A 22,150-nucleotide genomic window follows, 5' to 3' on the forward strand; every position below is an offset into this window, starting at 1 on the left:
CATGCAATATGTGTGTTGGACGGGCATGAAACCTCCTGCTTACAGTTAACAACGTGCTGTGGCGAGGACCACAACGGCCACCCCGTAGTCCCCCACCGCGTGATCTTGCTGCTCTATCAAAGAGGATTCCCCCAATGCAGTCTGTAGACACTGCTGTCACGGACGTGGCTTCGGCCATGAAGAAGTTTTTCCGGCGCGTGCTGCCCATCATGCTGGTAATGCTCGTATGCAACCAGCTGAACCGGTCCAACATCGGGTACGCCCAGGACCACCTGCAGACTGACGTTGGCATCGGCGCCGCCGCCTACGGCTTCGGCGCCGGCCTGTTCTTCATCGCCTACGCAATTTTCGAGCTCCCGAGCAACGTGATGATGGAGAAGTACGGTGCCAAGGTCTGGCTGACCCGGATCATGGTCAGCTGGGGCATCGTGTCCTTCCTCATGGCGTTCGTCCAGAACGAGGTCATGTTCTACGTTCTGCGGTTCCTGCTGGGCGCTGCGGAGGCCGGCTTCTTCCCGGCCGTCATCTTCTACTTCGCCCGCTGGGTGCCCGCCGGGCAGCGCGGCAAGGCAACCGCCATCTTCATCGCCGGCTCCTCGGTGGCAGCGGCCCTTTCCGGCCCCATCGCCGGCCTGCTCCTGAGCCTGCACGACGTCCTGGGCCTGCGCGGCTGGCAGTGGCTGTTCGGCTTCGAAGGAGCGCTCTCCGTCGTCGTCGGCATCACCGTGTTCTTCTTCCTCGACGCCAAAATCCAGGATGCCAAGTGGCTCACGGCAGCCGAAAAGTCGGCCCTCACCGCAACGATCGAGCAGGAGGACGCGCAGCACACCAAGGCCGGCACCGGCAAGGTCAACCGCTGGAAGATGCTCCTGAACCCGCAGATTCTCCTGCTGTGCGGCATCTACTTCTCGGTCCAGCTCTCCATCTACGCAAACACGTTCTGGCTGCCGACCATCGTCAAGCAGATCCCGGGCACCACGGACCTGTCCGTCGGCTTCCTCTCCTCCATCCCCTGGGTGTGCGCTGTGTTCGCCATGTACTTCGCAGCGAAGTGGCAGGACAAGGCAAAGTCCAAGCGCCCGCTGCTGGTCGCTGCGCTCCTCGTGGCCGCCGTCGGCACGCTCGCGGCAGCTGTCGCCACCCCGGTCCTGGCCCTGGTGTTCCTCGCCATCGCCGCCATGGGCTTCAAGAGCGCGTCGCCGCTGTTCTGGACCATCCCGCAGTCGGCCCTGCACCCGCTGGTCCTCGCCCCGGCCATCGCCGTCATCAACTCGCTGGGCAACCTCGGCGGCTTCGTGGCACCGTTCGGGTTCGGCATCATCAAGGAGCAGACCGGAAGCGTGGTCCCCGGCCTGTTCGCCCTCGCCGCGGCATCCACGGTGGCGGCCATCCTGGTCTACTTCCTCCAGGAGCGGAAGCCAGGCTCCGGCGTTGCGGAGAAGGCATCGGCCCCCGGCGCAACACGGCTGGAGCCGTCAACGGCAAAGTAGGCCATCAGCAGTGACGTGACAGTCAGCGGGGCCGGGTGCCGGCATTCCGGCGCCCGCCTCGCGCGTTTTCCTGTGTGGGCCGCCAGTCCACCCCCTCTGTGCTCTGGCATTGAAAGGACAAGCGCCGTACGCTCGGAGCAATCGCACGCGGCCGGGCGAAAGCCGAACGCTGCTCCCTGCGCTCCGGTCCCCGGCAGGGGCGGTTTCCGGGACAGGCCCGCGAAAACCCGCAGGCCAGCCGGCACAGGGAACGGGGATCCACTCATGCACCAGAGCATCGCGCCAATCTCCCTTGCCGCGGCAGCGGCCATTTTCCTCACCGGCTGCGGCGGACCCGCACCGTCAAGCACGGGAAGTACGACGGCGGAGCCCTCCTCCGCGTCTGCCACACCGACATCCCCCGCACCAACGTCACCGGCGAAGGCCTACACCAACGAGGACCTCACCGCGATCGTCACAGGACTCAAGGACGCGCAGGGACGGGCCCTCACAGTTGTGCCCGCCGCCCAGGTGGACCAGGGGCTCATCGTGGCCCGTGAACTTCTCAAGAACGCTGTCATCACGCCGAAGGAGTGCGGGGTCCTGGCAGACAACAACACCCAGGTTCCCGAGGGCAGCACCTACGCGGCAGGGGCAAGCCTGGCGGCGGAAGCCAAGACAGCAACGATCGTGACGGTTTTCGCCGTCAAGGATCCCGCCGTCATGACGAGCCAGTTCGACAAAAGCGAGGCAGCGATCCGCGACTGCTCCACTTATACGGTCGAATTGAAGGGGCAGAAGATCACCAGTGCCATGAAGACCCTGGAAGTCCCGGTGGAAGCCGAGAAGTCGATAAGCGCCCTGCAGACCCAGACACTCCCCACAGGACAGAAGCAGGCCGTACTGACCGTTACGGGCGTAAAGGGTACTTTGGCTGCCACCGTTGTGAAGACCGGCGCCACCGGGGCTGTGACCGCAAGTGCGGCTCCGGAACTCGCCAGGCTGGTCAGTGCCGCGCTGGCTGCCGGCTGAGGCAGGGTGAGGTCAGGTAGCCGCAGAAACAAGAAAGGACCCCGGGGAATCCTTGGATTTCCCGGGGTCCCGATGCGTGCGCGAGGGGGGATTTGAACCCCCACGCCCTTTCGGACACTGGCACCTGAAGCCAGCGCGTCTGCCGTTCCGCCACTCGCGCGCAACTTCTTCCACTCAGCCCAGCCGGGATCCGGCTTGCGGCCTTGTAAAAGCAGCGAGATCAAGCATAACGGACACCTGCCGCAAATTCCTAATCGGGCCATTGCACCACCTCGCAGCACGGTTTCTGCCCGTGCTGCCGCGGCTGCACGGCCCCTCAAAGGCGCACCCCACGGACGGCTGCCGTCTGTGATCGCGCACACATTCGTGCGGGAAACGTGAACGAATCGAGTCCGCGGCGCGTTGTGGATTAAGGTCTTTCGCAGACGTGGCAAGTAGTATCGGATGTATAAGGGCCCGCTTCCGGCGGGCACGGTTTTAGTTGTGCACGGCCTTTGTTGTGCACGGTATTTTGTTGTGACTGCGTTGCCAGAACGAGTTCCACGGGACGTGCTGTCCCTCAGCAGCAAGGAAAGGAGAGGACCATGGGTCTGCTGGACAAGGTCGAACGCGGCATTGAAAAGGCGGTCCGCGGCGTCTTCTCCACCGGCTCCAAAGCCCAGGTTGAGCCCGTGGAAATCGCGAGCCGCCTCCGCCGCGAAGTGGACCACAAGGCCATCACCATCGCTGCCGGACGTACCCTGGTACCCAACGTCTTCGATGTCCTGCTGAGTGACGAAGATTTCCAGCGCGCCCAGGAATGGGGAACGCCGCTGGCCGAGGAACTCTGCGACGTCGTCATCAACCATGTCCGCAGCCAGGGGTACATCCTCCAGGGCCCGGTCCGCATTTCGTTCCGCCGGGACGAATCCCACCGGGCCGGCGACTTTGAGATCACCTCAAAGACCGAAAAGTCCTCCGGCGCGGCACCGGCCGCCCCGCGGGCCAACGTGCCGGCAGCGCCCAGCCGCCAGCCGGTGCGGCTGCAGCCTGTTCTGGACATCGACGGCCAGCGGTATTCACTCAATGCCCCCTCCGTCGTCCTGGGCCGTTCATCAGAGGCTGACATCCTGGTGGACGACACCGGGGTCTCCCGCCGGCACCTCGAAATCCAGACCCACGGAGGCACCACCACCGCCGTCGACCTGGGCTCCACCAACGGCAGCTACGTCAACGGACAGAAAGTGGCCGGCAGCATGGAGCTCGCCGACGGCTCCACCATCACGATGGGACGGACCAAAATCATCTTCCGCCTCCTGCCCGCCAACACTGGTGGCCGCCCATGAGCGAACTGACCATCACCGCCCTGCGCTTCGGGTTCCTGCTTCTTCTCTGGGTCCTCATCTTCAGCATCGTCTCCGCCATGCGGCGTGACCTTATGATCGGCCGCAAGGCCGCCACCGGCGCGCCCACGGCACGGCAGGTGCGGAAGAACCCGGAACTGGCCGAACCGGCACCGGCTCCGGCCAGGCAACAGGCCCGCCAGCTTGTGGTCACGGAAGGCCCGCTGAAGGGCCGCACCGTCCCCCTGTCTGCCAGTCCCATCCTGCTGGGGCGCGCGCAGGAGGCAACGCTGGTGCTCGAGGATGACTACGCCTCGGGCAGGCATGCCCGGCTCTTTCCACAGGGAAGCCGCTGGTTCATCGAGGACCTCGGCTCCACCAACGGCACCTACCTGGCCGACCAGCAGCTCACCCGGGCCCTCCCCGTGGACCTTGGTGTACCCGTGAGAATCGGCAAGACGGTCATTGAATTGAGGCCGTAGCCATGGCCGCTCCGGACATGCCCGTGGGCGAGGTTCCAGCCTCACCTCGGCCCCTCATCCTGCGCTACGCGGCGCGCTCTGACATCGGCCGTATCCGCGCAAAGAACGACGACTCCGCTTATGTCGGCCGGCACCTGGCCGTCGTCGCGGACGGCATGGGCGGCCACGCGGGCGGTGATGTTGCTTCCGCCGCCACTGTCCTGGACATGATCCACCTGGACACCGACGACTACGATGACGACGCCGGCACAGTGCTGGCTGACGAGATCCAGACCGCCAACTCGCTGCTCTCGGAACTTGTCCACATCAATCCCAAGCTGGCGGGCATGGGCACCACCGTGACTGCCCTGCTGCTGGCCGAGGGCAAGCTGCATTTCGCCCACATCGGCGACTCCCGTGCGTACCGACTCCGCGACGGCGAGTTCGAACAGATCAGCGTCGACCACACGTTCGTCCAGCGCCTCATCGACGAGGGCCGGCTGCGCCCCGAAGAAGCGGAAACCCACCCGCACAAGAACGTCCTGATGCGCGTCCTCGGTGACGTCGATGCGAGCCCCGAACTGGACCTTGCAACGATCGATGTGCAGCCCGGGGAGCGCTGGCTGCTCTGCTCGGACGGTTTGAACTACGTCGCCGGCCATGTCGTGGAGCGCACTGTCCGGGAAACACCGGATCTGCGCGAATGCGTCGAGACGCTCGTCGACCTCACCCTCGAGGCAGGCGCGCCGGACAACGTCACCGTTGTCATGGTGGAAATCGCGGAGGAAACGCCCGACGACGTCAGCACTGCCGCCGTCGACATCATCCCTGATGCGGGACAACCGGAAGCGATCACCGGGACAAAGGCCGCGGCCCCCGAGGCCGGTCCCGCTGCCCCCGACGCCGGTCCCGCTGTGCCCGCTGCCGGGCCGGCAGCTGTGCCGCCGGCTTCCGGGCCAGCCGTTTCGAGCCCGGCTGGCTCGGAACCAGCGGAACCCAAGACCGGCTCCGCGCCCGATGCCACGTCCAAGCCCGAAGGTGCATCCGGAACCCAGGGAGCGGGTGAGGGCGACGGCAAGCCTTCGAGCGAACCGACAACCAGCACCGATCCGCATCTGGGCGAGCACCTGTCCGCCGAGGTGTTGCGCGAGGAGCTTGCCTCCCGCCCGCACATCCTTGTCGGCGCAGCCGTCGCAGCCGCCGAAACCGGCTCAATCCCCAGCATTGCCGGCCGGACTGTCGCACGCCGCGCGGCCACCGTCCTCACGCACAAGTCGGACCAGGCCCGGGAAGAGGCAGAGGAATTCGCGCCGGCCAGGCGGCCGCGCCGCTGGCTCACCCTGGGAATCGCCGGTGCCGCACTGCTGGTTCTCGCCGTCGGGCTGTGGCTCGGCTATGCCTGGACCCAGACGCGCTACTACATCGGTGAATTCGACCAGCGGGTGGCCATCTTCAATGGCGTCTCGCAGCGCCTCGGGCCTATCCAGCTCTCCACTTTGGAAGCGGTCACGGACATCCGGATGGAGTCGCTGCCACAGTTCTCGCAGCAGCGGGTCCGCCAGACGGTCCCGGCCCGGGATCTCTACGACGCGCAGCGGATCGTCAAGAACCTCGAGCGCACGGGAAGCACCGCTCCTTCGGATGAGTGCCTGACCCCGTCCCCGACGGCAACGGCTTCCGCCACCGCAAAGGCCACGACCACCGCCAAGGGGACCGCAACGGCCACTGCCACCGCCACCCCGAAACCGACAGCCTCGGCGACCCCAAAGGCGACCTCAACCGCCAAACCGACGGCATCGCCGACCGCAACAGCCGGAGCGGCGGCGGTACCCACCCCAACCGCAACCTGTGAGGGGGGCCAATGAGCCGCGCCGACACCATGCCCAAACCACGGCGCAACGTGGAACTGCTGTTGCTCGTGCTTGCCCTGTCCGTCAGTATCGGCGCCAACGCACTGATCAGCATCGACGAACAGACCGCGCTGGACACTGACTTCTGGTTCCAGTCCAGCCTGCTCGCCGTGGCGTCCCTGGTGTTCCATGTGGTCCTCCGGCTCCGCGCCAAATATGCCGATCCGGTGATACTTCCGCTGGTGGTCGCCCTCAACGGGCTTGGCCTGGCCATGATCCACCGCCTCGATGCCCCCGGGGACGACGGTAACAACCAGCTGCGGTGGACGCTGATCGCCATGGCGGTCGCCATTGCGGTGATCTGGTTCCTCAAGGACCACCGTGTCCTGCGACGTTTCACCTACATCTCCTTGGCCGTCAGCGCCCTGCTCCTCATCCTGCCGCTGGTGCCCGGCATCTCGGCCGGTGAGATCCTGGGCGCCCGGGTGTGGATCCGGCTCGGCCCGATGACGTTCCAGCCGGGCGAGGTCGCCAAGATCACGCTCGCCATATTCTTTGCCGGGTATCTTTCCTCGAACCGGGACCTCATCATGCTGGCCGGCCGCAAGATCGGCCCCATGCAGTTCCCGCGGTTCAAGGACATGGGGCCCATGATCACCGCCTGGCTCGTGAGCATCGGCGTGCTCATCTTCCAGCGCGACCTCGGATCCTCCGTGCTGTTCTTCGGCCTGTTCATCGTGATGATCTATGTGGCCACCAGCCGGATCAGCTGGGTGGTCATCGGCCTCACCCTGATCCTCGGCGGCGGCTTCGTGGCCTCCCGGGTCTTCTCGCACGTTGGCCTGCGCATCGACAGCTGGCTCAATGCCTTCACGGAGGAAGTCTTCGGACGTTCCCCCGGCGGCAGCGGCCAGATCGTGGAAGGCCTCTTCGGGATGGCCAGCGGCGGGCTTGTCGGCACCGGTCTCGGACAGGGGCGGCCCAACCTGGTGCCCTTCGCCAACAGTGACATGATCATCGCTTCCTTCGGCGAGGAACTGGGCCTCATCGGCCTCTTCGCCATCGTGATGATGTACCTGCTGCTCTTCACCCGCGGCTTCCGCGCGGCACTCGGCACCCGCGACGCCTTCGGCAAGCTCCTTGCCTGCGGCCTGTCCTTCGCGGTTGCGCTGCAGTGTTTCGTGGTGATCGGCGGCGTCACGCGGCTGATCCCGCTGACCGGCCTCACCACACCATTCCTGGCCGCAGGTGGTTCATCGCTGCTGGCCAACTGGATCATCGTGGGACTGCTGCTGATGATCTCGCACACGGCACGCGGCCCGGTGGACACCACACCGATGCAGCCGGGCCGGACCCCGGAGGCGCAAAAGCCGGCGCCGCTGCCCGCCGTCGGAAACCGGCAGGACCGCAACGCCACCCAGACCCTCCCAGACGCTCCCACCGAGGCGGTGAAACACCTGTGAACCAGGCCATTCGACATTCATGGATCGCCGCGGTCGCGATGTTCGCCCTGATTTTCGGTGCGATCAGCTATGTCCAGGTGGTCGGCGCGGACGAGCTGAAGGCCAACCCGTGGAACCGGCGCGCCATCCTGCAGAACTACTGCAACGACCGCGGCGCGATCCTCGTGGGCGGATCCGCCATCGCCGAATCCGTGCCTGGCAATGAATCCTGCAAGTTCCAGCGCCGTTACAACCAGCCCGAGCTGTATGCCGGCCTGACCGGATACTTCTCCCGGAGCTACGGCGTCACCGGCCTCGAGGGCGCCATGGATGCCCAGCTTGCCGGCAGTTCGGACCAGCTGTTCTTTGACCGGATCGGGCAGCTCTTCCTCGGCAACCAGCCCAAGGGCGCATCCGTCGAGCTCACCATTGACCCGGAAATCCAAAAACTGGCGTACGACCTCATTCCGGACGGCCAGCGGGGCTCGATCGTGGTGACGGATCCCAAGACCGGCAACATCCTGGCCATGGTCAGCAAGCCGTCCTACGATCCCAACCTCATCGCCACCCAGGACATCGCCAAGGAGCAGGCCGCCTACAACGAGGCCATCAAGATCCCGGGCATCAACCTGAACCCCTCGGTCAGCGGCCCCACGGGCGCCCTGCTGGCACCGGGCTCGGTCTTCAAGCTGGTGGATACGGCAGCAGCCCTGAGCTCCGGCAAGTACAACGCGGACAGCGTGCTGCCCAACCCGGCCCAGATGAGCTTCCCGGGCATCCAGTACCAGCTGCCCAACTACGCCGGCGGCAACTGCTATACCCGGAGCACGGCCAGCTTCGCGTTTGCGCTGCAGCAGTCCTGCAACACCCCGTTCGCCAGCATTGCCCGGGACCTCGGGGAAAACGCGATCGCCCAGCAGGCCAGCAAATTCGGCTTCGGCCAGGAGCTCGGCGACCAGCTCAAGCTGGACTACGCCAAGAGCATCTTCCCGACGGACCTCGACGCGGCCGGACTGGCGCAGTCAGCCATCGGCCAGCGCGACGTCCGTGCCACGCCGCTCCAGATCGCACTAATGACCTCGGCCATTGCCAACGGCGGCGTGCAGATGGCTCCAAACCTCGTCAAGGCAGTACGTTCCCCGGACCTCAGGGCGATCGACGAACCGAAGCCGGTGGCTTTGCGGACCTCGACCACGCCGGAGATCGCCGGACAGATCACCGAATGGATGACCAGCGTGGTCAGCGAGGGCATCGGCTCGGGGGCGGGCATTCCCGGTGTCCAGGTCGCCGGCAAGACCGGAACCGCGGAGCTGGGGAACGGCCTGAACAACTCGTGGTTCACAGGGTTCGCCCCGGCCAACGATCCGCAAGTGTCCGTCACCGTCGTCATGCAGGGCGTGGACATCACCACCGGAGCACAGCTAACCAGTCCGAACGCAAAGAAGATTTTTGAGGCGGTGTTGAATAAGTGAGGCCTACATCGGGAATCACCCTCGGCGGCAGATTCCAGTTGACCACGCGTATTGCGATCGGCGGCATGGGTGAAGTCTGGAAGGCCAAGGACCTTATCCTGGGCCGGATCGTGGCCATCAAGGTACTCAAAGAGGAGTACACGGGTGACCCCGGCTTCCTCCAGCGGTTCCGCGCCGAAGCCCGCCACACCGCCCTTCTGAACCACGTGGGCATCGCCAACGTCTTCGACTACGGCGAGGAGGAAGGCTCCGCCTACCTGGTGATGGAGCTCGTTCCGGGCCAGCCGCTGAGCAGCATCATCGAGCACGAGCAGGTCCTGTCCCCGGACCGCACCCTGTCCATCATGGCGCAGACGGCTCGGGCCCTGTCCGTGGCCCACGCCCAGGGCCTGGTTCACCGGGACGTCAAGCCCGGAAACCTGCTGATCACCCCGGAGGGCCGGGTCAAGGTCACTGACTTCGGTATCGCGCGCTTGGCGGACCAGGTGCCGCTGACCCAGACCGGCCAGGTCATGGGCACCGCGCAGTACCTCGCCCCCGAACAGGCCACCGGCCAGACCGCCACCGGCGCCTCCGACATCTACTCGCTGGGTGTGATCGGATACGAGTGCCTCACCGGGCACCGCCCGTTCTCCGGCGAATCCCAGATCGCCATCGCCCTGGCCCAGGTCAACGACGCGCCGCCGCCCCTGCCCGAGTCGCTGCCCAGGCCTGTGCGTGCCCTCCTGATGTCCATGCTGGCCAAGGATCCGAAGAACCGCCCGGCCAACGCCATCAAGCTGGCGGAAGCTGCAGAGGCCATCCGCAACGGCGACATCGCCGCGGCCCACGCCGCCGTGCCTGGAATGCTCCTCTTCGAGGGGGGCACCGGTGCCATGACGGCTCCGGTAGATACTGTCACCGCACCCACCGGGGTGATCGGTTCAGAGAAAAACCCGACGGCGGCCACCTCCGCGCTGCCCGTTCTGGGTGCCGCTGCCGCTGGTGCGGCAGCCGGCGGGGCAGCGGCTGCCGCCACCGGAGACTCTCATGGGGCCCCCACCCGGGCGGGAAGCACGCTGTCGCGGGCCGACGCCTTGGCCGCCGAGCGCACCTGGGACCAGGAACCGGAGCAGTACGACGAAGAACCCGCGGACGAGCCGGAGCGGCGGAAGCGCAGCCCCTGGACCTGGCCGCTGATCGCCCTGATCCTGCTGGTGCTGTTCGCCGTCGCCGGCATCCTGCTGAGCCAGGCAGGATTCCTGTTCCCGGGCCAGAACCCGGCTGCCACCACCTCGGCCACGCCGAGCCGCAGCGTGACCACGAGTGCCACGCCCACACCGACGCAGACGACCCCGACCCCGACCCCGACTCCGACACAAAGCACGCCGGACTCGTTCAACATCATCGCCGAAGCGTACCTGGGCCGGCCCTTTACTGACGTCCGGGATGAGCTGAACACACAGGGCTTCCGGGTGGACGGGGAGCAGGTATTCAACGCTGCCGCCCCCGGCACCGTGACCGGAATCAACCCGACGGGTCCGGTCCCGCTAGGAGAAACCATCAAGGTCACGTACTCCAAGGGCCCGGAAAAGGTTCAAGTGCCAGACCTCAACAGCGGTGACACCGAGGCCGAAGTGCGCGCTGCCATTGAGGATGCCGGGCTGCGCTGGCAAAAGGGTCCTGACGTGGACGGTTCAGGGGAGGAGCCCGGCACGCTCGTCCGTACGGAGCCGGGTAGCGGCAGCGAAGTTAATGCCGGATCTGTGGTCACGTATTTCCTCGCCAAGGCTCCCGAAGCTACACCCACGACCACATCTTCCCCGACGCCCACTGTCACTCCCAGCACCCCACTGGGGCAGGGATAGGCCGTGACCACGCCGCGAACTCCGTCACACCGGGAAGACAACATCCCGGTGACCAGTCAGCGCGTCCTGAACGGACGCTATGAACTCGGGGACCTCATCGGCCGCGGGGGCATGGCCGATGTGCATCGTGGCGTGGACACCCGGCTGGGCCGGACGGTCGCCATCAAGCTGCTCCGCCCGGACCTGGCGCGGGACCCCCAGTTCCAGGCCAGGTTCAAGCGCGAGGCCCAGGCCGTGGCAGCCCTGAACCATCCTTCGATCGTGGCCATCTACGACACCGGCGAACACATCGTGCAGGGCGACGCGCATGACCAGGTCCGCGTTCCCTACATAGTCATGGAGTTCGTGGCGGGCAAGACCCTCCGCGACCTGCTCAGGGCCGGTGACATCACCATCGACCAGGCCGTGGAGTACACGCTGGGTGTCCTGTCTGCCCTGGAGTACAGCCACAAGGCAGGGATCGTGCACCGGGACATCAAGCCGGCGAACGTGATGTACTGCGAGAACTCGGACATGGTCAAGGTCATGGACTTCGGCATTGCCCGTGCGGTTGCCGATTCCGCCGCGACGATGACCCAGACCCAGGCCGTGGTGGGCACCGCGCAGTACCTGTCACCTGAGCAGGCGCGCGGCGAAGCCGTGGATGCCCGCAGCGACCTGTACTCGGCAGGCTGCCTGCTGTACGAAACGCTGACCGGCCGCCCGCCCTTCGTGGGTGAAAGCCCCGTATCCGTGGCGTACCAGCACGTCCGCGAGAAGCCAGAACCTCCCAGCACTTTCAATCCGGACATCTCGCACGCGCTGGACAGCGTGCTGGAAAAGGCATTGCAGAAGAACCGTGCCGACCGTTTCCAGGACGCTGCCGCCTTCCGCCGCGCGCTGCGGGCCGCGAAGAACGGGATTGCCGTTCCGGCTCTGGCACCCAGCGAAGCGCCTACGGATCCCAATGACATCCCTGAGCCGCACCGCACACCGCCGACAGAGGCCTTTTCGGTGACCGGAGCCAGCTTCCTCGACGACGCTCCCGCCGGCCGTCTGCGCCGCACCCGGGACTCCGGTGGTGGTGATGATGCCGTGCTGCCGGCTGAGGCAGCAGCCGTGTACGAGACCGCCGAGCACGATGAGCTTCCGCTGGGGCTTCCCCGGGAACGGGAGCGGTCAGGGCTACAGAAGTCCCGCCGTCGTGCCTGGATCACGACGTTTGTGATCTTCACGCTCCTCGTGCTGGCCGGCGGCGGCCTGTGGTTCTACAACTTCCTCAACCAGCCTCCCGCCGCACCCGCGCGCGTCGCGATTCCCGCAGTGGAAGAGCTCTCCGAATCGGAAGCGCTGCAGACTCTTTACGATGCGAAGCTGCGGCCCCAGATCAAACGGGTGCAGCACGACTCGATCGCCAAGGGCACCGCCATTGGGACCGCCCCGCCGGCTGGATCGTCGCTGGAACCGAACTCGGAAGTGGTCCTGAACATCTCGGCGGGGCCGAGCGCCGTCAAGATCCCCGAGACGCTGCCGGGTCGGACGGAGGCGGCAGCCCGTGACATCCTGCGCCAGGCGGGACTGGTGGGCGCACCGTCAACCACCATGGCCAACAGCGCCACTGTTCCGGCGGGCCTGGTGATCACCACCAAGCCTGCACCCGGCCAGCAGGTGGCGGTGGGGAGCACCGTCGAGATCGTGGTTTCCACCGGCAAGGTGGCCATGCCGGAGCTGCGGGGCATGACCCGTGCAGAGGCCGAGGCTGCGCTCAAGGAACTCGGCCTGGTTGCCGTGATCCAGGAGGTGGAGAACTCCCAGGTGCAGCCCGGCAAGGTAACGGGCCAGAGTGACCCGCTCAACTCGCTCGTCGAACAGGGCAAGGCGATTACCGTGACAGTGGCCAAGGCGCCGGCTCCGGAGCCCACGCCGACGCCCACGCCGACACCGACACCGAGCCCCAGCAGGGGCAAGTAGGTTCCGGACGGGTGCGGAAGAGAGGCGCCACATGATCGAGATCCTGACCCCCGCCGAGCTGGCCCGGGCAAAAGAGACAGGCGCCCTGGTTGCTGGCATCCTGCAGTCGCTGAAGCACCGCACCACCGTGGGCACGAACCTCCTGGATATCGACCGGTGGACCGCGGCCATGATCCGCGAGGCCGGCGCCCAGTCCTGCTACGTCGACTACGAGCCATCCTTCGGACGCGGACCGTTCGGACACTACATCTGCACGGCCGTCAACGACGCCGTGCTCCACGGACTGCCGCACGACTACAGGCTTGCCGACGGCGACCTGCTGACACTCGACCTCGCAGTCTCCAAGCGCGGAGTAGCTGCGGACTCGGCCATCAGCTTTATCGTGGGCGACTCTGCGGCTCCGGAGAGCGTCGCGATGATCGACGCGACCGAACGCGCTTTAAGGGCAGGAATAGCGGCCGCCGGTCCCGGGGGCCGCATCGGCGACATTTCCCACGCCATCGGCTCCGTCCTCAGTGAGGCGGGGTACCCGATCAACACCCAGTTCGGCGGTCACGGCATCGGATCCACCATGCACCAGGACCCGCACGTGCCAAACACCGGACGGCCGGGCCGCGGGTACAAACTGCGCCCAGGGCTGTTGCTGGCACTCGAGCCGTGGGTCATGGCCGATACCGCCGAACTCATCACCGACGCCGACGGGTGGACGCTCCGAAGCGCCACCGGCTGCCGGACGGCACACAGCGAGCACACGATCGCCATCACTGACGACGGGGCCGAGATCCTCACGCTGCCAGCGTAGGTTCAGCCGTGAAAACGCACCCAGCAGGCACCCGTGCGAGCAGGCAGGCCTAGTGCTGGATGAGAGGGCTCAGCTTGGCTGCGCGCTCGGCCGCACCCTTCATGCCCAGTGACTCGAGCCAGTTGCCCAGCATCTGGTAGCCGCCCTCGGTGAGCACGGATTCGGGGTGGAACTGGACGCCGCACAGCGGCGCGGAGCGGTGCTGCAGCCCCATGACCACGCCGCTGGCGGTTTCCGCTGTCACCTCGAGGATCTCCGGGATCGTTTCGCGGACGGCGGCCAGGGAGTGGTAGCGCGTGGCCGTCACGGGGGAGGGCAGGCCGGCAAAAACGCTGGCGCCGTCGTGCTGGACCAGCGAGGTCTTGCCGTGCATGAGCTCCGGGGCGTGCGTCACTGTTCCGCCGTACGCCTCGGCCAGGGCCTGGTGCCCCAGGCAGACGCCGAACATCGGCTTCGTCTGCTCTCCGCACCAACGGATCAGCTCGATGCAGACTCCAGCTTCCGATGGCGAGCCCGGACCGGGCGAGATCAGGATGCCGTCGCGGGTTTCCGCCATTTCGATCGCTTCCGCGAGGGTCACATCGTCGTTACGGACCACTGTTGTCTCGGCGCCGAGCTCCTGGAGGTAGCCCACCAGGGTGTAGACGAAGCTGTCGTAGTTGTCCACGACGAGGATCTTTGCTGTGCTCATGGGTTTCTTGACGCACCAATCGTTGAGTCAGTGAATTGGGTGAACTGGGACATCCAGGGGAAAAGGAACTCGACCATCAGGAACAGGGCGCCGGCAACCAGCACCAGCGAGGTGAGGACACGGAGCCAGAGCGGGCCGGGGAGATGACGGAAAATCCAGCCGTACATACCTAGCCTTCCCCCCGTGCGCGCGCCACCTGGGCTGCAATCTCGGCGGGCGGGCCTGCCGAGGCCGGCTGCCAGTGGTCCAGCACCGAATAGGCGATGATCCGTTCCTCCGAGCCGAAGCGGGGATTGCAGCTGGTCATGGTGAGAAGTCTTTCCGTGGGGCGCACTCCGGGCTGATTGGGCACGGGCAGGAGAACATCGGCGTCGCTCGGCAGGACAATCCGGTTGTTGCGGAAGACGTAGACGTAGTAACCGTCCCGCGTCTGGACATAGATCTTGTCCCCGGGCACCAGCGTGTGGATATTGTCCAGCACTGCGCCATGCGTCTGCCGGTGGCCCGCCACCGCGAAATTACCCACGGCGCCCGGCATGGCGGTGTTGCCGTAATGGCCGAGGCCCAGGGTGTCCAGGACGTCGCCGCTGGTGCCTTCAACAATGGGCCGCGTGTAGTTCTCCCCGAACCGGGGGACGTAAATGATCCCGAGGGTGCCGCCGTGCCCGGGAGCCTCACCCACAACAGGCGCTCCATAGTCCTTCGGTCCGGCAGCCGGCGCGCCGCCCGTCGCAGCCGCCGTGGGCGCCGGGCCCACCGGTCCGCCCAGTTCGCGCGCGAAGTCTTTAACGGCGGCGCTCTGCTTGGCATCGGACTCAACATTGGTCCACCAGAGCTGCCAGGCGACAAACAAAAGCAGAACTACGCCGGCAGTGATCAGAAGCTCGCCGAAGATCTGGACGGCTTTCCGCAGGATTACGACGCCGGCGGACGGCTTGGCGGTGGCCGTCACCTTCTCCTGCACTACCACGCGATCTCCTCCAAGGCGGTTGCGGGGCACCAGCGCGGACTGAACTACAGCTAGAATTGGCTGCTAGTAAGACTTCAGACCTGACCAAGAGTGTGCAGACCGCCGGCAATCCCCTTCCAGCAGGATATCAAGCCGCGGTCCATCCTCTTGATTCAGCCGCCAAGGAGGACATGTGCCCGAGTCAAAGCCACGCAAGAAGACTTCCCGTCCGGCCGAGCCCGTTTCCACCCAGGCCTACAAGCCAAATCCCGTCTGGTTCAAGCCCGTCATGTTTGGCCTGATGATCATTGGTCTGCTGTGGATCATCACCTTCTACATCAGCGAGGGCCAGCTGCCCGTGCAGGCTTGGGAGTCCTGGAACATCCTGGCCGGGTTCGGCATTGCGATCATCGGGTTCCTGATGACCACGCGCTGGCGCTCCTGAGCCAACGCGCATGACCGCAGAAGGCATCATCATCGGTGAGGATGGCCTGGCCCGTCCGGTGTGGGCATCCACGGACCCCCTTCTGCGCGAGTATTACGACACTGAGTGGGGCCTGCCCGTCCGGGACGAGCAGGGCCTGTATGAACGCATCAGCCTCGAGGCCTTCCAGGCCGGCCTGTCGTGGGTCACGATCCTGCGCAAGCGCCCGGCCTTCCGTACAGCCTTCGGCAACTTCCATCCCGAAACAGTCGCCGCCTTTAGCGAGGCCGACGTCGAGCGCCTCCTTCAGGATCCCGGCATCGTCCGCAACCGCCTCAAGATCCGTGCCGCCATCACCAACGCCCGGGCCACCATTGCACTGCGGGACGAAGGCGGCCTCGTTGACTTTGTCTGGAACTTCCAGCCGGCGTCGACCCCTGCTCCCGTCACCTACGCCGACATACCCACGACGTCCCCTGAGTCCATCGCCCTGTCCAAGGCGCTGCGGAAGAAGGGCTTCGCCTTCGTGGGGCCCACCACCATGTTCGCGCTGATGGAAGCCATCGGCATGGTGGATACCCACCTCGTGGACAGCCACCGCCGGGGAACCTCGGGCGTCTGGACCTGACCGCATGCCACGCGGCTGCCCTCTGCCTGCCAGCCCAAAGAGGCCGGTCCACAGATGTTGGTAAAGATATCCACAGTGTTGATAACTGCGGCGATCCGATCCGGAGGAAAGGCGCCATGCGCCGGGTTGGCGCCGCCGGACGGCCGAAACTTGCATTTTCCAAGTTATTAACAGTTGTGGAAACGGCTGTGGAAAACCCCTGTTGTCAGCCTTTTTTCGGCCTCACGGGGTGCTGGCTGGTGATGGAAACGCGGTTGAACGCGTTCATGGCGATAGCCAGCCAGCTCACTGCAGAGTACTGCTCGTCGCTGAGGTGTTCCCGCGCGTAGGCCTCCTCCAGGTCGCGTGTGCGGGCGTCCGGAAGAACGGTGATGCTCTCCGCCAGGGTCAGGGCGGCACGTTCCTGGTCCGTAAAAACCTCTGTGTCCCGCCAGGCCGGCAGGACGGCCAGCCGCTGCGTGGTTTCGCCATCCTTGACGGCGTCTGCAACGTGCATGTCAAGGCAATAGGCGCAGCCGTTGATCTGGGATACGCGGACGTTGAGCAGTTCCATGAGCCTGGAGTCCAGGCCGGCCTCAAGCATCGCTTCCTTGGCCTTTAGCCCCAGCCCGTTCAGCGCCCGCCAGGCTGCCGGGTGGTGCTTGTCCAGGAAGATGTGGCTGTGGGTACTCACGTCGTTGCTCCTTGCTGATGCCCTCGTGGCTGTCAGTCCGAGATTACACGGGGACCATGTGCGCGGCCGTGGGTTATCCACTTAGCAACAGGCAACTACCCACAAGTTATCCACAGGTGGGGAAAACTTGTGGGGATTACCGGCTCGAATGCCTGCATCTAGGCGTTGTGGGGTGGTCGAAGGCCGGGACCAAACCTCTGTGAGTTATTAACAGTGTGCATAACCCTGTTGAAAGGGCGCCGGCAAAGCGGCTATGAGAGCCTCCGTATCGCCGTTTATGCCCAGAACACCCAGCAGCTGTGGAATGAGGGCGAAGTTGTCCACTTGCCCACACTCAGAGGCGGCAAAGTTATCCACAGGTGTGGACTAAGGCGTGCATATCGGCCAGAAACCGTGCCAGACCGCGGTTTCCAGCGCCCCTGCCGGTGACTTACAGCTGTGTAAGTTATTAACAGTGTGGAAAACCCCTGTGGAAAACCTACTGGACGTTCCGCCGCCTCCAAGCACAAAAATGCCCCCGCTTCGGAAAGCAGGGGCATTTCGGGGGGAGAGGGCAGGCAGGAGCTTCTAGGACGCCACGAGCACCCGGTACCAGGAAGCCACGACCAGCAGTGCCAGAACGAGCGCCAGGCCTCCGGCCTGGAGGACATTGCGCCGCGGGCTGCGGGGAACGTAGGCGATGGCGGCAGCACACAGGGCTCCGGTGATGAAGCCGCCCAGATGGGCCTGCCAGGCGATCTGCGGCACCATGAAGCCGATGACGCCGTTGATCGCGATGAGGACCCAGAGCTGCTTCGTCTCACCGCCACGGTGGCGCTGCACCACGAGCATGGCGCCGAAGAGCCCGAAGATCGCGCCGGAAGCACCTACCACGCCCACAGGACCGCCCTCAGGCAGAATCGGTGTCAGGAGCAGGTATCCCACTGAGCCGCCGATGGCGGACAGCAGGTACACAGCAAGGAATCGGATCCGCCCCAGCAGCGGCTCGAGCGCTTGCCCGAAAATCCAGAGGGTATACATGTTAAGCACGATGTGGAGCAGGAACCCCTGGGAGTGCAGAAAAGCCGACGTCACCATGCGCCACGGCTGGAACACCCCGTACTCAGGCGTGGCGAACACAGACGCGTAGGCGAGATTCCGGTACACCGCATCACCGGGAATGATCCACTGGAGAACAAACAGCAGTGCGCAGGCGGCGATGATCGCGAATGTCACTGCAGGTTTGCCGGACGCAACGGCACCGCCATAGACGGTCCGTGCTGTCGGCGTCGTACGCTTTGATTCGTTGACGCAGTCAACGCACTGGAATCCGACGGCGGCCGCACGCTGGCACTCGGGGCATGCCGGCCGCCCGCAACGCTGGCAGCTGACATACGAGGGCCGGTCCGGGTGCCGGGGGCACACCGGGACCTGCGCGGACGGCTCCGCCGCCGGAGTTCCGTAGCTCATGTTGCTAGAGCTGCTCGATGTCGATGCTGTTGATGGTCACATCTTCAACCGGGCGGTCGCCCATGCCGGTGCGGACACCTTCAATGGCGTCCACAACCTTCTTGGATTCCTCATCCGCAACTTCACCGAAGATGCTGTGCTTGCCCTGCAGCCAGTCGGTGGGGGTGGTGGTGATGAAGAACTGTGAACCGTTGGTGCCCTTGCCCATCTGGATGCCGGCGTTGGCCATGGCCAGCTTGTAGGGGGCGCTGAAGCTCAGTTCGGGATGGATCTCGTCGTCGAAGCGGTACCCCGGTCCGCCGGTGCCGCGGCCCAGCGGGTCGCCGGCCTGGATCATGAAGTCCTTGATGATGCGGTGGAAGATGGTGCCGTTGTAGAGCGGAGTGCCCGTCTTGTCCTCGCCGGTCTCCGGGTGGGTCCAGGCCTGCTCGCCAGTGGCCAACCCGATGAAGTTCTTAACAGTCTTGGGCGCGTGGTTGCCGAAGAGGTTCACAACGATGTCGCCGAGGCTGGTGTGGATGGTCGCTTTTGCAGTTGCTGTGGCAGTCATACGGCCATTCTTTCACGGCGGGTCAACGCGGACCGGAGCCCTAAAGTCAGTTCCGCGCTCGGTGAAATCCATCGTGAATCCGCCGGAACGATAGCAGCCCAGCTATTCGTGCACGTAGGCTAACAACAGAACCGTCACATTAATCGGGAGGTAGTTGTGAAGAAATCGGATCGTATTGCCCGCGAACTGGAGTTGTCGGTCAGTTCCGCAGTGGAGAACGCAAAAGACCGCGTGGAAGCAGCTGTGGATTGGGCAGTTCCGCGCCTGCAGCATGGTCTTGACACCGCTTCCCCCAAAATCCAGGAGGGGCTGAAGGTGGCGGCCCACAACCTTGCCGATGGAGTCGCCACGGTCACGCCGCGGATCCAGGACGGTCTGGCGCACCTTGCCCCGAAGATCCACGACGCCGTGGAGGGAGCACCGCCCCGGCTGCACGAAGCACTGGACAGGGCCACGCCGGTTATTGCGAACGCCCGGGACCGCGTAGTTGTTGAATACCTCCCCCGGCTCTCCGACCAGATCGGCAGCGCTTCCGAAGTTGTCCACCGGACACTCGAGAGCACTCCCGCCCGTGTGGATGCCGTGGCCCAGAAACTCGGTGATGTTGGAATCATCCACGCCATCCAGGAACAGGCACATGTTGCCGGCGGGCACCTCAAGTCAGCCGCCAACGAGGCAAGCCGTGCAGTGACGGGCAAGGCGCTCGTGGTGGAGCCGCAGAAGCCGAAGAAGCGCGGACTTCTTATCCTCGGTGTGATCACCGCCGCAGTGGCCGCCGGCATCGCGGCATGGAAGGCATCAAAGCCGGTCGAGGATCCCTGGAAGACGCCCGCTCCCGTAACGCCCGCGCCGTCGACTCCGGAAACGACCACTCTGGCTGCCTCCGGCACCGGCGTTGGATCGGCCGCGGAGACGCCGGCGCCGGTTCCGGCCACCCCGGCCGGCGGTTCTGCCTCCGCACCGGCTGATACCCCGCTGGATGCAGCCTTTGCCCTGGCTGCCGAGGAGGAAGCCGACACTTCCGCTGACAAGGCGAAGCACGTTGCCGATTCCGACGCCGGTGAAGCTGCCGCCGACGCCAAGCCCGCGGTGAACGAAGCCGACAAGAAGGCTTAGCCAGCGGCCCGAAAGGGCTGTAGCAGGAGGGGTTCCGCTGCCGCGGGGCCCCTCTTGCTGTCTCTGCGGGAGTGTCTGCCCGCCTCCCTAAGTGACAGTCGAGTGCCGCCGGGATCGAAAGCATCGGTGCTAAGTTTGAGGTGATGTCACCCGATAGATCCGCAGAGGATGCCTTGACTGACACTGAGCCGCGCGTATCGATTGTTATCCCGGCCTACAACGAGGAAAGTGTCATCCGTCAGTGCCTCATCGCGGCGGTGTACCAGTCAGTTCCGGCGCACGAGATCATCGTGGTGGACAACATGTCCAAGGACCGTACGGCATCGATCGTCATGCAGATGCAGCAGGAATATCCGGAAAGCCCCATCATTCTGCTCCGGCAGGACCAGGAGCAGGGACTGATCCCCACCCGCAACTTCGGCCTGGACAGCGCCACCGGTGACATCCTCGGCCGGATCGATGCCGACTCGGTGGTTGAGCCGGACTGGGTGGAGCAAGTGCAGAAGGCCTTCGAGGACCTCTCCACTTCGGCCGCCACGGGGCCCGTGGTCTACTACGATATGCCGATGCGGCGCTTTGGGCTCAAGGCGGATGACAAGATGCGCCAGCTGATGCTGAAGCTGGCCAAGCACCAGTACCACTTCCTGTTCGGGTCCAACATGGCCCTGCGGCGGTCGGCGTGGGAGACCATCCGGGACGAAACCTGCCGGGACGAAAAGGACGAGATGCACGAGGACATCGACCTGTCCCTGCATCTGGCCGACCACGACCTCAAAGTCCAGTACTGGCCGCAGATGGTCTCCGGGATGTCTGCCCGGCGGCTCGAGGACTCACCCCGTGACTATCGGTATTACGTGACCCGCTTCGACCGCACCTACAAGGCCCACAATGTGAAGAAGATGGCCCTCAAGGCGCCGATGGTGGTGTTCTTCTCGGTCTACTTTCCCGCAAAGCTCCTGCGCGCGATCCACACCGTCAACACCAGCCAGCCGGTCCGCCGCGGCGGACAGTAGCCCGGCGCCGCCGGTCCGCCGCGGCGGACAGTAGCCCGGCGCCGTCAGTCTGCCCCCAGCTCCGCCAGCGGGCGTTCCTCCGGCGGCTTGCCCCGCCCGGCCCTGCCGTTCCCGCCTTTACCGTTGCGCTGTCCGGCCACCACGACGGCGAGACCCACCAGGATGAGCGCCAGCCCGGCGTATGTGCCGGCCGGCAGCGCCTCGTTCAGGAACACTGCAGCCAGCAACGCGGCACCAGGTATCTCGAGCAGGATGATCATGGACACCAGCAGCGGGCTCATGGTGGCCAGGAGATGGTTGAACGCTGTATGCCCCACGAGCTGGGCGCACACGGTGATGGCCAGAATCCCCAGCCAGCCGCCTGCGTCGAAGCCGGACAGCGGCTGGTTGGTGGAGACCGCCAGCACGGCCACCAGGGCAGCGCACATGCCGTAGCAGAGGGCCGTGTAGGTCCCCGTGGTCATGCTTTGGCGGGCCCGGCCTCCGGCCAGCGTGTAGATGCCTGCGAGGAGTCCGCCGGCCATGGCCAGGAGGTCGCCCAGCAGCGCGTCCGGGGAGGTGCCCATGTCGAAGCCGGTAATGGCCACCACGCCGCCGAAGGAGATGCCCAGGCCCACCAGGACCTGCCAGCGGTGCCGTACGCCGCGGAAGAGCTGAATGACGGCAATCCAGGCTGACTGCAGGCAGACGAGAGCCGTAGCAGCAGCAACGGAGGTCAGCTGCAGGGAAGTGATGAAGCAGGCGAAATGCAGCGCCAAGGCCACGGCCGCAACGAGCGACCAGCGGAATTCATGGCGGCCGATGCGGCTGAACTGGCGCGGTTCCCGGACCAGGGTGGGGGTGGCCATTACGGCCGCCGCGATGGCATTGCGCCAGAAGGCGATCGCGAGGGCAGTGACGGTGGTGGCGCCCAGCGTAGCGGCGATGAGCGGTCCCGACGAAGCCACGCCCAGGACTCCCAGGGCGGCAATGAAAAGGTTCACGCGTTCCACAGTAGTGGCCCCGCTGGT

General features: G+C 65.4%; 20 protein-coding genes and 1 tRNA gene. 14 read left to right on the forward strand and 7 right to left on the reverse strand.

The features are described 5' to 3' along the window. Positions 1-134: 134 nt before the first annotated feature. Together BWQ92_RS10220 and BWQ92_RS10225 are read left to right on the forward strand one after the other, a co-directional pair. Complete coding sequence (locus tag BWQ92_RS10220; RefSeq protein WP_076799410.1) at positions 135-1,490, forward strand: MFS transporter; 1,356 nt, start codon at positions 135-137, stop codon at positions 1,488-1,490. Positions 1,491-1,754: 264 nt separating this feature from the next. After that, positions 1,755-2,501 (forward strand): hypothetical protein, encoded by a 747-nt coding sequence (locus BWQ92_RS10225; protein ID WP_076799411.1) that lies wholly within the window; start codon positions 1,755-1,757, stop codon positions 2,499-2,501. 77 nt (positions 2,502-2,578) lie between these two features. Here the strand turns inward: BWQ92_RS10225 and BWQ92_RS10230 are convergent. Next, a tRNA-Leu gene (locus BWQ92_RS10230) sits at positions 2,579-2,661 on the reverse strand. A gap of 424 nt (positions 2,662-3,085) precedes the next feature. Here BWQ92_RS10230 and BWQ92_RS10235 point away from each other — a divergent pair. From BWQ92_RS10235 to map, 8 genes are read left to right on the forward strand one after another with little or no spacing between them, the layout of a single operon-like run. Then, on the forward strand, positions 3,086-3,826 hold the full coding sequence (locus tag BWQ92_RS10235) for an FhaA domain-containing protein (RefSeq protein ID WP_076799412.1): 741 nt from the start codon (positions 3,086-3,088) through the stop codon (positions 3,824-3,826). After that, positions 3,823-4,305 (forward strand): FHA domain-containing protein FhaB/FipA, encoded by a 483-nt coding sequence (locus tag BWQ92_RS10240; protein ID WP_076799413.1) that lies wholly within the window; start codon positions 3,823-3,825, stop codon positions 4,303-4,305. The genes BWQ92_RS10235 and BWQ92_RS10240 overlap by 4 nt, the downstream gene beginning before the upstream one ends. A gap of 2 nt (positions 4,306-4,307) precedes the next feature. Next, complete coding sequence (locus BWQ92_RS10245; RefSeq protein ID WP_076799414.1) at positions 4,308-6,149, forward strand: PP2C family protein-serine/threonine phosphatase; 1,842 nt, start codon at positions 4,308-4,310, stop codon at positions 6,147-6,149. After that, complete coding sequence (locus BWQ92_RS10250) at positions 6,146-7,597, forward strand: FtsW/RodA/SpoVE family cell cycle protein (RefSeq protein ID WP_076799415.1); 1,452 nt, start codon at positions 6,146-6,148, stop codon at positions 7,595-7,597. Before BWQ92_RS10245 ends, BWQ92_RS10250 begins: the two co-directional genes overlap by 4 nt. Further along, positions 7,594-9,048, forward strand: coding sequence for a peptidoglycan D,D-transpeptidase FtsI family protein (locus BWQ92_RS10255; protein WP_076799416.1), 1,455 nt, complete (start codon positions 7,594-7,596; stop codon positions 9,046-9,048). Before BWQ92_RS10250 ends, BWQ92_RS10255 begins: the two co-directional genes overlap by 4 nt. Next, positions 9,045-10,895 carry a protein kinase domain-containing protein gene (locus BWQ92_RS10260; protein ID WP_076799417.1) on the forward strand — a complete coding sequence of 617 codons (1,851 nt, stop codon included), beginning with the start codon at positions 9,045-9,047 and terminating at the stop codon, positions 10,893-10,895. The genes BWQ92_RS10255 and BWQ92_RS10260 overlap by 4 nt, the downstream gene beginning before the upstream one ends. Positions 10,896-10,898: 3 nt before the next feature. After that, the gene (gene pknB, locus BWQ92_RS10265; protein ID WP_076799418.1) at positions 10,899-12,845 is read left to right on the forward strand and encodes a Stk1 family PASTA domain-containing Ser/Thr kinase; all 1,947 of its coding nucleotides are present in this window, start codon (positions 10,899-10,901) and stop codon (positions 12,843-12,845) included. Positions 12,846-12,876: 31 nt separating this feature from the next. Then, positions 12,877-13,647 carry a type I methionyl aminopeptidase gene (map, locus tag BWQ92_RS10270; RefSeq protein ID WP_076799419.1) on the forward strand — a complete coding sequence of 257 codons (771 nt, stop codon included), beginning with the start codon at positions 12,877-12,879 and terminating at the stop codon, positions 13,645-13,647. A gap of 49 nt (positions 13,648-13,696) precedes the next feature. On the opposite strand, the gene BWQ92_RS10275 is transcribed toward map, so the two are convergent. Together BWQ92_RS10275 and BWQ92_RS10280 are read right to left on the reverse strand one after the other, a co-directional pair. Continuing rightward, positions 13,697-14,338, reverse strand: a complete 642-nt coding sequence (locus tag BWQ92_RS10275) for an aminodeoxychorismate/anthranilate synthase component II (RefSeq protein ID WP_076799420.1) — start codon at positions 14,336-14,338, stop codon at positions 13,697-13,699. A gap of 169 nt (positions 14,339-14,507) precedes the next feature. Continuing rightward, complete coding sequence (locus BWQ92_RS10280) at positions 14,508-15,308, reverse strand: class E sortase (protein WP_076799421.1); 801 nt, start codon at positions 15,306-15,308, stop codon at positions 14,508-14,510. Between the two features lie 172 nt (positions 15,309-15,480). Here BWQ92_RS10280 and BWQ92_RS10285 point away from each other — a divergent pair, with 172 nt between their 5' ends. Continuing rightward, positions 15,481-15,732 carry a cell division protein CrgA gene (locus BWQ92_RS10285; protein WP_076799422.1) on the forward strand — a complete coding sequence of 84 codons (252 nt, stop codon included), beginning with the start codon at positions 15,481-15,483 and terminating at the stop codon, positions 15,730-15,732. A gap of 10 nt (positions 15,733-15,742) precedes the next feature. Further along, positions 15,743-16,339: a DNA-3-methyladenine glycosylase I gene (locus tag BWQ92_RS10290; protein WP_076799423.1), complete on the forward strand. Its 597-nt coding sequence runs from the start codon at positions 15,743-15,745 to the stop codon at positions 16,337-16,339. A 205-nt stretch (positions 16,340-16,544) separates the two neighbouring features. Here BWQ92_RS10290 and BWQ92_RS10295 read toward each other — a convergent pair whose 3' ends face one another. From BWQ92_RS10295 to BWQ92_RS10305, 3 genes are all read right to left on the reverse strand, one after another. Next, positions 16,545-17,012: a carboxymuconolactone decarboxylase family protein gene (locus tag BWQ92_RS10295; protein ID WP_076799424.1), complete on the reverse strand. Its 468-nt coding sequence runs from the start codon at positions 17,010-17,012 to the stop codon at positions 16,545-16,547. A 567-nt stretch (positions 17,013-17,579) separates the two neighbouring features. Next, positions 17,580-18,461: a rhomboid family intramembrane serine protease gene (locus tag BWQ92_RS10300; protein ID WP_076799425.1), complete on the reverse strand. Its 882-nt coding sequence runs from the start codon at positions 18,459-18,461 to the stop codon at positions 17,580-17,582. A gap of 4 nt (positions 18,462-18,465) precedes the next feature. Then, positions 18,466-19,011, reverse strand: a complete 546-nt coding sequence (locus tag BWQ92_RS10305; RefSeq protein ID WP_076799426.1) for a peptidylprolyl isomerase — start codon at positions 19,009-19,011, stop codon at positions 18,466-18,468. A 156-nt stretch (positions 19,012-19,167) separates the two neighbouring features. On the opposite strand from BWQ92_RS10305, the gene BWQ92_RS10310 reads away from it, so the two are divergent. Both BWQ92_RS10310 and BWQ92_RS10315 read left to right on the forward strand, forming a co-directional pair. Continuing rightward, positions 19,168-20,127: a hypothetical protein gene (locus BWQ92_RS10310; RefSeq protein ID WP_076799427.1), complete on the forward strand. Its 960-nt coding sequence runs from the start codon at positions 19,168-19,170 to the stop codon at positions 20,125-20,127. A 143-nt stretch (positions 20,128-20,270) separates the two neighbouring features. Continuing rightward, positions 20,271-21,140: a glycosyltransferase gene (locus BWQ92_RS10315; RefSeq protein WP_076799428.1), complete on the forward strand. Its 870-nt coding sequence runs from the start codon at positions 20,271-20,273 to the stop codon at positions 21,138-21,140. 44 nt (positions 21,141-21,184) lie between these two features. On the opposite strand, the gene BWQ92_RS10320 is transcribed toward BWQ92_RS10315, so the two are convergent. Next, positions 21,185-22,123, reverse strand: coding sequence for a DMT family transporter (locus BWQ92_RS10320; protein ID WP_076799429.1), 939 nt, complete (start codon positions 22,121-22,123; stop codon positions 21,185-21,187). Positions 22,124-22,150 lie beyond the last annotated feature (27 nt).

The organism is Arthrobacter sp. QXT-31, assembly GCF_001969265.1.
Classification (GTDB): Bacteria; Actinomycetota; Actinomycetes; order Actinomycetales; family Micrococcaceae; genus Arthrobacter.